This window comes from Novosphingobium sp. PhB165, from assembly GCF_004341845.1.
GTDB lineage: Bacteria > Pseudomonadota > Alphaproteobacteria > Sphingomonadales > Sphingomonadaceae > Novosphingobium.
Genome location: NZ_SLVB01000002.1, coordinates 196,586 through 208,327, shown reverse-complemented (window position 1 = coordinate 208,327; position 11,742 = coordinate 196,586). Strand labels below are relative to the sequence as shown.

Below are 11,742 nucleotides of genomic sequence, written 5' to 3'. Positions count from 1 at the left end.
CGTTTCTTCAGTGATAGCGCTACCAATTGGCAGATCAGAGGCCGTTGTCAAGGCCGATTGCGCGCAGGCGCCATGGTTCCAATATCGGCCCGGCATACCGAATGGCTTATGCGCCGGATACCGCGCGGTTCCGGACCGGAAATCTCCAGCCCCGCAGCTTCGCACGAAAACACGGGAGGACCTGAAAACAGGGAGGATTTCGGCAAGCGCGTGCGCATGCGGAGAAGCGCAATCGGTCCGGACAAGGCCCGCCGTAACGGCAGCGGCGATGCTCGAAAGCGGTTATTTATACTCGATCAACTGCGTCTTGCGCGCGCGCAGCGTGGTCCAGCAGAAGCCGAGTTGTCCGAAACAATGGGGCACTTTTCCCAGCACGATGTGGGTGGCATAGCTCGCGCCCGAACGGCGATAGACCCGCCACCACAGCACCGGCCACAGCAACCAGAACGGCGGAAGCGCCCACAGCAAGTTGCTCAGCAGGTAGCGGATCATCCGCGGGTCTTCCGAACCGCGCCGGTACCATGCCTCTGCGCCCGCATGGCCGCTGCGCCGGTTTCGCTGCCACCATTGCCACCACGTGGTCATCGCCGCATCGTGCAGCGTCATCTCGTCGGGCAAGCGGACGATGTTCCAACCGCGACGGCGGATCCGGTGGCAGAGATCATTGTCCTCGGCCGCAATCAGCCCCGGGTCGTAGCCGCCGACCGCCGAGACAGCCTCCACCCTCATAAGCGCATCGCCCCCGCAGCTATCGGTGGGGCCCGGCTTCCCGTCCCACTCGATGTCGCAGACGCGGTTGAAAAAGGTCTGGTCGGGATAGCGTTCACGGCGACGGCCGAAGACCACTGCGGTACGCGCGTCGTTTGCGAGCCCGGCCAATCCCGCCGCGATCCAGTGGGAATCGAGTTCGCAATCGCCATCGATGAACTGGACGAACTCGGTATCCGGCCAAAGCTCGCGCACACGCGCAAAGCCGGTATTGCGGCCGCGCGCGGCGGTGAATGGCGACGAAGTGTCCAGTTCGATCACCTCGATACCGTAAGTGCGCGCCAGCGCCGCGCTGCCGTCTTTCGAACCCGAATCCACGTAGACAACGCGGTCGCTCGCCAATCTTGCCGATTGCAGGCAGGGCGGCAGCCGCTCGCCTTCGTTGCGCCCGATCACCACCACGCCAACGGCTGCATTCCGTACCGCACCGCCGTTGCCGCCCACATCTTGCATAATCGACATCGCCTGGTCTTCCATGACTTCAAGCCCGGGGTCCGACAGATCGGTTCAGATCGGGGCCGGGGGGATCAGTTTCAGCCACGCGGGCAGCCCCTCTTGCCAGAGCGCGCTGGCGCGCTGGCGGGGCGACATGCCCTGCACCAGCTCCGCAATTTCGCGCCGTTTCAGGCCCGACCGCTCGCAGAAATAGGGATGCCGCGTGCTGTTCGCGAAATAGCCGTAGAACAGCGCGGCGCGGTCCTTGTCGTGCGCCGGTGCACCGCGATGAAAGAAGCGCGCGGTGTCGGCGAAAACCACCGTTCCGACCGGACCGGTGCAACTGACGACATCGCGCGAATAGTCGGCACCCAATCGTTCGTTGAGCACTTCGGGAGTGCCGAACTCGTAGACGTAGCGGTCGTCGACACCTTGCGAGGGGTCTACCCGGCTGATGAGTTCGAACGGGCCGCCCCGGTCGGTCACGTCGCTGCAATAGACCGCCAGCTTGATCATCTTGCGGTCCTCGCGGTCGCGGTGCCATTGGCGCGGGCCCAGTTCGGTGCCGTCCGCAACGGTATAGATCAGCGCCATGCCGTCATAGGCGGCGGGCAGGCCGATATAGGCCTCGGCAATGTCGAGCAGACGGTCGTTGAGGCCCCAGTGGAATATCTCCGGATTCTCGACCGTGGCGGAGGCCGGCGCACACGTGAACTCGCGCCCGGCACCCGCTTCGCGCCGTGCGTCCTCGGCGCATTCGCTCGCCGCCTTTTGCGCCGCGCGCAGCATTTCCGCCGAACCCGAAAGGCCCAGCGCGTCGAGCGAGGTGATGAACACGCCGTCGCGCTCCAGCCCTTCCACGATCAGCCGGTCGATCCCCTCAAGCCGGGGCAGCAACGGGCGATGGGATGCCAGCGCTTCATTGTAGCGCCGCCCAAGCTGCCGCCGCATCAGCGACGTGTTCGAGAGGTTGAAAGCCAGTTGTGCCGGTTTGTCGCCAAGGCGGTTCAGTATTTTCTGGGAAATCGTCTTCGACATGCCGGCTCCATCGATAGGCAGACCCTTGATGATGCCGCGGCGTAGACTCGGATTTGGGCAGGCCCGTATTTTCGACGTGCCTCCTCTTCAACGAGCAAGATGCCACCCCGACATCAAGAGAAGTCTCGAACCCTCAATTCATGATCTGCTATGTCCGGGTTCGGCAAACAATCCGGAGTTTCCGGTCCCCATTTCCCAAACTTCCGCGAGCGCGCGAGTGCACTATTCTCATCGGATCGTTTCGCCGGGAGTGTGCCCTCACCATGTCATCGCCACAATTTCCGGAGAGCGCGGAGGCGCGGCGCGTTCTGGTGGTGGGCGGTACCGGCTTCGTCGGCCAGCACCTTGTCGCGCGGCTTGCCGAAAGCGGCCGCGCGGCGCGCGTGCTCACCCGCAATGCGCTGGCCGCGCCCCCAGCCCTGCGCGGTGAACGGGTTGAACTGGTCGAGGGCAACTATCGCGATCCGGCCGCACTCCATGCCGCGCTGGAAGGCGTCGATGCGGTCTGCCATCTCGCCAAGGGCGAGGGGCGCAACTGGCAGGAATACCTGGATAACGACGTGGAGCCGACGCGGCAGGTGGCCGAAGCGGCGCTGCGCCAGGGCGTGCGCCGGTTCATCTATGTCGGATCGATCGATTCCTATGCCTCGGCCTGCCCCGACGACCGCATCGACGGATCGACCACGCTCGACCCGCGCATAGAGCGGCGCAACCACTACGCCCGGTCAAAGGCCGCTTGCGAGGACATGCTCCGCACGATGGCGCGCGAGCAGGGCCTGCCGCTGGTCATCCTGCGCCTTGGCATCGTGATCGGCGCTGGCAGTTCCCCCGTCCACTACGGCGTCGGCCGATTTACCGAGTGGAACCGGCTGACCTATTGGGGAGACGGCAGGCACAAGCTGCCCTTCGTGCTGGTAGAGGATGCCGCCGATGCGCTCGTCCGGGCGCTGGACGTACCCGCCATCGAGGAGCGCAGCTTCCTGATCGCCGATGCCCCCCTGCTGTCCGCACGCGATTATGTCGCGGCGATGCAGGCGCGTTCGGGCGGCAGGGTCCATGCCGCGCCGCGCGCCATCTGGCGCTATTGGCTGACCGATCTGGCGCGCGGGCTGGTCAAGACGGCGATCCGCCATCCCAACCGCCACCTTTCCAGCCTGCACGACTGGCGCTGCCGTTCCCACCGCGCCACATACGACGCCGCCCAGAGCATTGCCGCTCTGGGCTGGCGCCCCGCGGGCACCCGCGAGGCGCTGATCGAGCGCGGCATCTACCCGGCGGTAGAGGCCATGCTCTGACGGCAAGCTCCGCGCGTTATTTGGCGTCCAGGAACGCGACGATTGCGGCGGTCGTCGCCGCTGGCTGCTCTTCCATCAGCCAATGCCCCGAACCGTCGATCACCGACTGCTGGACATTGGAAAAGGCGCCCTGGGCAACGGCCGCCATCGTCGGCCCGAAGGACTTGGCGCCGCCGATGGCCAGCACCGGATTGGACAGCTTGCCCTTCGCCATGAATGCACGGTTGTCGATCACGTCCTGATCGAACGCGGCAAATTGGGCAAAGCCCGCGTGCATCGCGCCGGGCCGGGCGTAGAGCGCGGCATAGTGCTGGCGCGAAGCCTCATCGAAATGGGCGGGATCGGCCGAGAATTCGTTCCAGAAACGGTCGAGATAGATGCGCTCGCGCCCGGCCACCAATCGCTCCATGTCCGGCCCGCCAAAGCGGAAATGCCAGAGCATCGGGCTCTTGAGGATCTCGTCCCACGGACCGACGCCGGGGATCGGTGCGTCCATGAGCACTACCTTGCCGACGCGCTGCGGGTTTTCGGAAATGAAGGCGAAGGCGACCATGTTGCCGATGTCATGGGCGACGACATCCACTTTGCCGACCTTCAGGCTGTCCAGCAGCCCGGACATGTCCACGCCCTGCGTCTTCTTGTCGAAGCCGCTTTCCGCCCGCGCCGAAAGCCCCATGCCGCGAAGATCCGGGATGATGACCTGATGGTTGCGCGCCAGCGCGGTTGCCAGCGGGCCCCACATGTCGCCGCTTTCGCCGTAGCCGTGGATGAGCAGCACCGCCGGGCCCTTGCCACCCACGCGAACATGCAGGGTAGTGCCGTTGGTGGCGATGTCCTTGACCGCGAAACTGGCGGGAAGCGGCACGATATCGGCCAGCGCCGGAGTCGCCGTGGCAAGCAATGTGGCAGCGGCAGCGACAAGAAATTTCAACATCCTGTTCTCCTGTGACATCGCCCGGCGCAATCGGCCCGGCATACATTCGATCTGGGAAAGGGTCTGGACGTCTGGCACCGTTCGCGGCGCAGTAATGCGGACTATCTACTTCGCTTGAGACACACCTCAGCGGGCCGTGAAAGATCCTGTTGGTCGCTACGGCCAGAACTGGCCGCATCTTGTTCTTGAAGGATAGCCGCCAAATGGCCCCGACCGGCGGCGTAGTCGGCGCGACTGTAAACCAGATCCGCACCGCGAGAAAGCATTCTTGCCTATCTGGCAGTGACATACGGAAGATTTCTCAGGGTGCCCTGACATCACCCCGCCAGGCAAGGACCAGACGCGCGCAAACGCGTGATCTTTTCCATTTCATAGAACGTATGCAGAGGTTTTATCGGGATTTTTCCAAGCCGGGTTTCCTCATAGTGTCCATTTACCGCAGCAAACGCAGCGACTTACACCTTTCAACCGGCCCTCCCAGCAAGGATCAGCATCATGGCATATGTCACCACCACCGACGGCACCCGCATCTTCTACCGCGATTTCGGACAGGGCCGTCCGATCGTCTTCTCGCACGGTTGGCCGCTCAGCTCGGATGCCTGGGACGGCACGATGCAGTTCCTTGCCAACAACGGCTTCCGCGTCATCGCGCATGACCGCCGCGGCCACGGCCGCTCGGACGCCAGCGCCACCGGCAACACCATGGATACTTATGCCGACGATCTGGCAGCGGTCATCAAGCACCTCGATCTGACCGATGCGATCCTTGTCGGCCACTCGACCGGCGGCGGCGAGATCACCCGCTACATCACCCGCCACGCCGGTTCGAACGGCACCGGCCGCATCTCCAAGATGGTGCTGCTCGGCGCGGTCACGCCGCTGATGGGCGCAGTGAACGGCAACGACGACGGCGTGCCGATCGAAGTGGTCGACGGTGTCCGCAAGGCGCTGATCGACAACCGCTCGCAGTTCTTCCTCGACTTCCCCGACGTGTTCTTCGGCATGCACAAGGAAGGCGCGCCCAAGAGCGAAGGCTGGCGCATGGACTTCTGGAGGCAGGGCATGGCGGCCGACGTCAATGCGCTCTACGCCTGCGTCGAACAGTTCTGGGCCTCCGACTTCCGCGAGGAAATGAAGCACATCGAGATCCCCGCGCTCGTCATCCATGGCACCGGCGACGAAGTGGTTCCCTTCGAGATCACCGGCAAGCGCGCCGCCGAAATCCTGCCCAATGCCGCGCTGATCGCTTACGAGGACGCCCCGCACGGCTTCCCCAAGACGCATCAGGACCGCCTCAACGCCGACCTGCTGGCCTTCGCCCGCGACTGAGGATCATCTTGGCGAGCAGGCCTGCCTGCTCGCCAAGCCATTCAGACCAGCGTCACTTCGCCGCGCGCCTGCAAATCCTCGGCCACCGCATCGATGCCCTGCCCGATACCGCGCGTGAGTGCGGCGGGAAGCGCCACGGCAAACCCGCGCGCGATCAGGCCGTCCGCCGCCCAGCGCACGCAGTAGTCCGCCGCCACGCCGACCACCGTCACGTCGCGCACGCCCGAAGCGGCCAGCCGCGCGAAGAACGCATCGCGGTCCACGCCTTCTCCGCCGCCGAGCGGACGGACCGCGATCCCCGGCTCCGCCCACATGTCGAACACGCCTTTTTCCAGTACATGCACCGGAATCGCCGGATCGATGAGCGCGGGATCGAGCACGGTTTCCCATCCCGCCGTGCCGCGCACGCAGTGGATCGGAAACGCCTCCGCCTCCGGCGAACCCACGTAGACATCAGGCACATGGGTATCGAACGTCATCAGCACGCCCGCCGTATCCTGCGGATCGAGCGCCGCCAGCCATTGCTGCATGGGCGCCACGATCGCCTCGGCATCCGGCACGGGCAGCGCGCCCGATGCCTTCACGAAGTCGCGCTGCATGTCCACCACGATCACGAAACCGGCCATCGTCACGACTCCCTATGCTGAGCCCATTGACTTATATTCAAATCGCGAATAAGTAAAGTGCAACCTGAACATAAGGGTGCATCATGGCTTTGAGCGAAGCCGAATTCCTGACGGGATACGATCCCGGCGCCTATGATCGGCCCTCGGTGGCGGTCGACCTCGTGCTGATGTCGGTGATCGGCGGAGCCCCCGCCGCGCTGCTGGTCCGACGCGAGGAACCGCCTTTCGCCGGCCGCTGGGCGCTTCCCGGCGGCTTCGTGCGGATGGACGAGGGGCTGGACGAGGCCGCGCGCCGCGTGCTGGGAGACAAGGCGCACATGGCAGGCGCCTATGTCGAACAGCTCTACACATTCGGCGCCGTGGACCGCGATCCGCGCACACGGGTCATCTCGGTGGCCTATTTCGCACTGCTTCCCGCCGACTGTTTCGCCGCCGCGCTCAAAGCCGACGGCAGCCTCTCCCTCGCGCGTATCGCCGTGCCGCGCACAACCGGAGACGTGGCGGGCGAAGCATGGAGCGAGGACAGCGCGCTCCCCCTCGCATTCGACCACGCGCAAGTCCTTGGCCTTGCTGTGCAGCGACTGCGCGGCAAGATCGACTGGTCGCCGGTCGGCTTCGCGCTCCTGCCCGAGCGGTTTACCCTGCGCGCCTTGCAGGACGTGCACGAGGCGATCCTGGGCGTGCCGCTCAACAAACCGGCCTTCCGCCGCCGCATGCTCGACCGGGGCTGGCTGGAGCCGACCGGAGAGCGCGAAACCGGCTCCTCCTTCCGCCCCGCCGAACTCTTCCGGTTTCGCAGTCTTCCCATTTCCGGCTGAACAGGTTTCCCATGGTCTATACCGACATCGCCACGCGCACGTACAACCACAACTGGCGGCTCGATCCGGTCGTGCGCAGCCTGCTCGATACCGATTTCTACAAGCTGCTGATGTTGCAGATGGTCCGCCAGCTTCATCCGGACGTGCACGCGACGTTCGAGCTGATCAATCGCACGAAAAAGGTCCGCCTTGCCGAGGTGATCGACGAGCAGGAGCTGCGCGCCCAGCTCGATCATGCGCGCTCGCTGCGGTTCGGCAAGAAGGAGCTGATCTGGCTGGCGGGCAACAGCTTCTACGGCAAGCGGCAGATGTTCAGCCCGGATTTCATCGCCTGGCTCGCCACGTTCCAGCTTCCCGAATACGATCTCCGCAAGGTCGACGGGCAGTACGAATTGCGCTTCCACGGCCCGTGGACGCACACGATGATGTGGGAAATCCCGGCGCTGGCGATCATCAACGAACTGCGCTCGCGCGCGGCGATGAAGGGACGCGGCCGTTTCGAACTCGACGTGCTCTATGCGCGCGGCAAGGCGAAATTGTGGGAGAAGGTGGAGCGGCTCAGCAAGCTGCCCGACCTTGTCATCTCCGACTTCGGCACGCGCCGCCGCCATGGCTTCCTGTGGCAGCGCTGGTGCGTCGAAGCGCTGAAGGAGGGCCTTGGCGAGCGTTTCATCGGCTCCTCCAACGTGCTGCTGGCCATGGATGCGGATCTGGAAGCAATCGGCACCAATGCCCACGAACTGCCGATGGTGCTCGCCGCGCTGGCGCCCGACGACGCGGCGCTGGCCGAAGCGCCCTACCGCGTGCTGCGTGACTGGCAGGACCACTATGCCGGCAACCTGCTGGTCGTCCTGCCCGATGCGTTCGGCACCGCCGCTTTCCTGCGCAACGCGCCTGCATGGGTGGCTGACTGGACCGGCTTCCGCCCGGACAGCGCGCCGCCGATCGAGGGCGGCGAACAGATCATCCGCTGGTGGCAGGAACAGGGCCGCGACCCGCGCGAAAAGCTGCTGATCTTCTCGGACGGGATGGACGTGGACAGCATCGAGGCGACCTACCGCCACTTCCACGGCCGCGTGCGCATGAGCTTCGGCTGGGGGACCAACCTCACCAACGACTTCCGGGGCTGCGCGCCGTTCCAGACCGACGGGCTCGACCCGATCTCGCTGGTATGCAAGGTGACCGAGGCCGAGGGGCGGCCCGCCGTCAAGCTGTCCGACAACCCCGCCAAGGCCACCGGCGACCCGGCCGAGATCGAACGCTATTTGCGGGTCTTCGGCGAGGCCGGGCGTCAAGCCGCCGAAGTGACGGTCTGACGCCCGGCCTACCGGTCAATCTGCGGCGATCTGCTCCAGGTGCGCCATCACCTCGGGCGTGAGTTCGAGTTCGGCTGCCGCAAGGTTCTGCGCAAGATGCGCCGGGCTGGAGGTTCCGGGAATCGCCAGCATGTTGGGCGAGCGGGCCAGCAGCCACGCCAGCGCCAGTTGCAGGGGTGTCGCCTCCAGTTCCGCCGCAAGGTCCGAGAGGGCCTGCGACTGGATCGGCGTGAAACCGCCCAGCGGGAAGAACGGCACATAGGCAATGCCCTGCGCCGCCAGGTTATCGACCAGCGCCTCGTCCGTGCGGGTGACGAGGTTGTAGAGGTTCTGCACGCAGACGACCGGGGCGATGGCCTGCGCCTCCTCGATCTGCGCGGCGGTCGCGTTGCTCATGCCCAGATGGCGGATGAGGCCCTGCTGGTGCAGTTCGGCAAGCGCGGAGAACTGTGCCTCGATCGATCCCTCGCTGGGCGCATGGACATCGCCCATGACGCGCAGGTTCACCACGTCGAGCACGTCGAGCCCGAGATTGCGCAAGTTGTCATGAACCGCCTGCGTCAGCTCCGCCGGGCTCTGCGCGGGCATCCATGAGGCGTCCTCGCCGCGAACCGCGCCCACTTTGGTGACGATCACGAGATCGTCCGCATAAGGATGAAGTGCCTCGCGGATGATCTGGTTGGTGACGTGTGGGCCGTAGAAGTCGCTGGTGTCGATGTGGTTGACGCCGGCCTCCAGCGCGTCGCGCAGCACGCGCACGGCGGCGTCATGGTCGCGCGGCGGGCCGAAAACGCCGGGGCCCGCGAGTTGCATGGCGCCGTAGCCCATGCGTCGCACGCTGCGATCGCCCAGAACGTAGCTGCCGGCCTTGCTGATATCGGTCATGTACGGATGTCCTTGGATGCACGCACGGGCAGCAGGCGTTCAAGAACCGCCTGCGCCGCACAATAGTGCCTCCGTCCCACCCATCAAATAGGGCGAAGAGAAGCCCCCGGTCAAGACGCCCGCGGCGCCAATCCCTCGGCAACCGGAACCCGCGCCGGCGCAGCGCGGCCGAGCAGCAGGATCATCGCTGCCCCGGCCAGCACCGCACAGCCGACGATCACCAGGAACGTCTCGTAACCGCCCGTGCGGGCCAGCGTGTAGCTCAGCAGCGCGGCGCCCGCCGCGGTCGAGAACGACATCGCCGCCGTCAGCAGGCCAAGCGTCGAACTGTAGATCTCGACGCCGAAGTGGCGGGCAACGAGGAAGGCGACAATGTCACCCTCGGCACCGAATGCGAAGCCAAGGCAGAACACGGCGGCGGTCAGGACCGCCGGCGCGTCAAAGCTCGAGGCGATGATGAACAGGCCGAGGCTCGGCAACGCGAGGCTGACGAAGGACACGAAATAGGGCGGGAACCGATCAAGCGCGACGCCGGTGACGAAGCGTCCGGCCAGCATGCCCACCGATACCGTGCTGAGCATGATCCCGGCGCCTTCGCCCGTAACGCCGTTGGCCAGCAGCAGCAGCTTGAGCTGAACGAGGATGATGGTCTGCGGCAGATTGCAGAGCAGCATCGCCCCCAGCAGGATCCAGAAAGCGGGCATGCGGAAGATCGCCGGATAGTCCTCACGCGCGCGGCGCTTGGGCGCCGCCGTGCCGGACTTTGCGGGCGCGCTGCTGGCCGGGATCAGCAGGAACGTCGCCAGACCGGCAATCGCGGTGAAGATCGCCACCGCCTGATAGGCCGCGCGCCAGCCGTGAAGTTCGACATAGTCGTTGAGCAACGGCGCGATGACGATGCCCGCCAGCGCCGGGCCGGACGCGACGATCGCCAGCGCCAGGCCACGCGCGTTCTTCACATATTGCACCGGCAGGCGCGTGTAGACGGTGGACGTGGTCGTCACGCAGATCACGCTCTGAACCGCGAAGATGACCATATAGACGCCCAGCCGGCCGTCCATCAGGCTATAGGCCAGATAGACCAGCGGCAGCACGACCTGCCCGATCAGCGCCGTGCGGCGAACGCCGAACAGATCGGTCAGCCGCCCGATGAACGGAAAGACGAACGACATGATCAGCGCAAGGCTGCCCACCATCGCGAAATCGGCCTTCGACCAGCCCACGTCCGCCACCAGCGACGGCGCGATGGTGCTGGTGATAACGCCCACCAGCGACATGCCGCTACCCATGCCGATCGTTGCGGCCAACAGCGGTCGCCAGTTACGGCGCAGCTCACCCAGATATGTCATTGCATCCTCTCGCGGCCTCAGTGCAGTGCTGGTGCCAATTCCCGTAATACGTCAAGCGCCGGCGCCACATCGAGGCCGGCTCCGGTGATCGCCTGAATGCAGACATGGTCCGCTCCGGCGGTGAAGTGCTCGTTCACGCGCGCGGCGATGGCCTCCGCGTCGCCCCAGGCGAACAGCGTATCGATCAGGCGGTCGCTGGCCGACGCGATTTCCGCGTCGGTAAAGCCCAGCCGCCGCCAATTGTTCTGATAGTTCGGATAAGACTGGTAATTCGCGAGCGCAGCCCTGCCGATGGCCCGGGCGCGTTCGGGATCGGTTTCAAGGATGACGCCCTGCTCGGGCGCGACCAGCCTGTCCGGCCCCACGGCTTCGCGGGCAATGGCGGTGTGGGCGGGCGTCACCAGATAGGGATGGACGCCGCGCGTGCGCGCACCTGCAAGTTCCAGCATCTTCGGGCCCAGCGCGGCAAGGCAGCGCGCCTCGGGCGGCAGGCCGGCGTGGTCCAGCCGGTCGAGATAGTCCCGCATCACCGCAAGCGGCTTGGCGTAAGCCTCACCCACGATATGCGCATGGCTCACGCCAAGGCCGAGCAGCACGCGCGCACGCCTGTCTTCAGGCAGGGCCTTCCACCAGTCGGCAATCTCGACGGGATCGTGCTTCCAGATATTGAGGATGCCGGTCGCAATCGTCGCGCGGGAGGTGGCATCGAGGAGATGGTCGATATCGCCGGTAATGTCGCCGCCGATCCCGCCGGGCACCCACAGTGCCGAATAGCCCAGCGCCTCAAGTTCCGCAGCGGCGGCACTGGCCGTGCCGCGATCTCCGAAGCGCAGTTCGAGCGACCACACGCCAATCCGGCCGATTCCAGCCGTCATCGTGCCAGATCCTTGACCGTCACGGTGCTCCGAAGCCCGGCATGCTCACGAGCCTCAGCGTCTTCGATCGCGGG

11 protein-coding genes are annotated in these 11,742 nt (G+C 65.6%); 4 read left to right on the top strand and 7 right to left on the bottom strand.

Features of this window, described 5'->3' with window-relative positions:
- Positions 1-282 precede the first annotated feature (282 nt).
- Together EDF56_RS06585 and EDF56_RS06580 are read right to left on the bottom strand one after the other, a co-directional pair.
- Positions 283-1,230, bottom strand: a complete 948-nt coding sequence (locus EDF56_RS06585) for a glycosyltransferase (protein ID WP_243652431.1) — start codon at positions 1,228-1,230, stop codon at positions 283-285.
- 45 nt (positions 1,231-1,275) lie between these two features.
- On the bottom strand, positions 1,276-2,241 hold the full coding sequence (locus EDF56_RS06580; protein ID WP_243652430.1) for a hypothetical protein: 966 nt from the start codon (positions 2,239-2,241) through the stop codon (positions 1,276-1,278).
- A gap of 263 nt (positions 2,242-2,504) precedes the next feature.
- Between EDF56_RS06580 and EDF56_RS06575 the strand changes: the two genes are divergently transcribed.
- Positions 2,505-3,536: an NAD-dependent epimerase/dehydratase family protein gene (locus EDF56_RS06575; RefSeq protein ID WP_165912109.1), complete on the top strand. Its 1,032-nt coding sequence runs from the start codon at positions 2,505-2,507 to the stop codon at positions 3,534-3,536.
- 16 nt (positions 3,537-3,552) lie between these two features.
- On the opposite strand, the gene EDF56_RS06570 is transcribed toward EDF56_RS06575, so the two are convergent.
- Positions 3,553-4,470 (bottom strand): alpha/beta hydrolase, encoded by a 918-nt coding sequence (locus EDF56_RS06570; RefSeq protein ID WP_132385956.1) that lies wholly within the window; start codon positions 4,468-4,470, stop codon positions 3,553-3,555.
- Between the two features lie 495 nt (positions 4,471-4,965).
- Between EDF56_RS06570 and EDF56_RS06565 the strand changes: the two genes are divergently transcribed.
- Positions 4,966-5,799, top strand: coding sequence for an alpha/beta hydrolase (locus EDF56_RS06565; protein ID WP_132385955.1), 834 nt, complete (start codon positions 4,966-4,968; stop codon positions 5,797-5,799).
- A 41-nt stretch (positions 5,800-5,840) separates the two neighbouring features.
- On the opposite strand, the gene EDF56_RS06560 is transcribed toward EDF56_RS06565, so the two are convergent.
- Positions 5,841-6,425, bottom strand: a complete 585-nt coding sequence (locus EDF56_RS06560; RefSeq protein WP_132386323.1) for an isochorismatase family protein — start codon at positions 6,423-6,425, stop codon at positions 5,841-5,843.
- 83 nt (positions 6,426-6,508) lie between these two features.
- Here EDF56_RS06560 and EDF56_RS06555 point away from each other — a divergent pair, with 83 nt between their 5' ends.
- Positions 6,509-7,243, top strand: coding sequence for an NUDIX domain-containing protein (locus EDF56_RS06555; protein WP_207904642.1), 735 nt, complete (start codon positions 6,509-6,511; stop codon positions 7,241-7,243).
- A gap of 11 nt (positions 7,244-7,254) precedes the next feature.
- Positions 7,255-8,559 (top strand): nicotinate phosphoribosyltransferase, encoded by a 1,305-nt coding sequence (pncB, locus tag EDF56_RS06550; RefSeq protein WP_132385954.1) that lies wholly within the window; start codon positions 7,255-7,257, stop codon positions 8,557-8,559.
- Positions 8,560-8,574: 15 nt separating this feature from the next.
- Here the strand turns inward: pncB and EDF56_RS06545 are convergent, their stop codons facing one another.
- From EDF56_RS06545 to EDF56_RS06535, 3 genes are all read right to left on the bottom strand, one after another.
- Positions 8,575-9,444, bottom strand: a complete 870-nt coding sequence (locus EDF56_RS06545; RefSeq protein ID WP_132385953.1) for an aldo/keto reductase family oxidoreductase — start codon at positions 9,442-9,444, stop codon at positions 8,575-8,577.
- Between the two features lie 110 nt (positions 9,445-9,554).
- Positions 9,555-10,793, bottom strand: a complete 1,239-nt coding sequence (locus EDF56_RS06540) for an MFS transporter (protein WP_132385952.1) — start codon at positions 10,791-10,793, stop codon at positions 9,555-9,557.
- 17 nt (positions 10,794-10,810) lie between these two features.
- Complete coding sequence (locus EDF56_RS06535; RefSeq protein ID WP_132385951.1) at positions 10,811-11,668, bottom strand: TIGR03620 family F420-dependent LLM class oxidoreductase; 858 nt, start codon at positions 11,666-11,668, stop codon at positions 10,811-10,813.
- Between the last annotated feature and the right edge of the window lie 74 nt (positions 11,669-11,742).

What these genes read in the sequence shown, in the direction of transcription:
- EDF56_RS06585 (WP_243652431.1), bottom strand. Translation starts at nt 1,230, where the DNA reads ATGTCGATTATGCAAGATGTGGGCGGCAACGGCGGTGCGGTACGGAAT.
- EDF56_RS06580 (WP_243652430.1), bottom strand. Translation starts at nt 2,241, where the DNA reads ATGTCGAAGACGATTTCCCAGAAAATACTGAACCGCCTTGGCGACAAA.
- EDF56_RS06575 (WP_165912109.1), top strand. Translation starts at nt 2,505, where the DNA reads ATGTCATCGCCACAATTTCCGGAGAGCGCGGAGGCGCGGCGCGTTCTG.
- EDF56_RS06570 (WP_132385956.1), bottom strand. Translation starts at nt 4,470, where the DNA reads ATGTTGAAATTTCTTGTCGCTGCCGCTGCCACATTGCTTGCCACGGCG.
- EDF56_RS06565 (WP_132385955.1), top strand. Translation starts at nt 4,966, where the DNA reads ATGGCATATGTCACCACCACCGACGGCACCCGCATCTTCTACCGCGAT.
- EDF56_RS06560 (WP_132386323.1), bottom strand. Translation starts at nt 6,425, where the DNA reads ATGGCCGGTTTCGTGATCGTGGTGGACATGCAGCGCGACTTCGTGAAG.
- EDF56_RS06555 (WP_207904642.1), top strand. Translation starts at nt 6,509, where the DNA reads ATGGCTTTGAGCGAAGCCGAATTCCTGACGGGATACGATCCCGGCGCC.
- pncB (WP_132385954.1), top strand. Translation starts at nt 7,255, where the DNA reads ATGGTCTATACCGACATCGCCACGCGCACGTACAACCACAACTGGCGG.
- EDF56_RS06545 (WP_132385953.1), bottom strand. Translation starts at nt 9,444, where the DNA reads ATGACCGATATCAGCAAGGCCGGCAGCTACGTTCTGGGCGATCGCAGC.
- EDF56_RS06540 (WP_132385952.1), bottom strand. Translation starts at nt 10,793, where the DNA reads ATGACATATCTGGGTGAGCTGCGCCGTAACTGGCGACCGCTGTTGGCC.
- EDF56_RS06535 (WP_132385951.1), bottom strand. Translation starts at nt 11,668, where the DNA reads ATGACGGCTGGAATCGGCCGGATTGGCGTGTGGTCGCTCGAACTGCGC.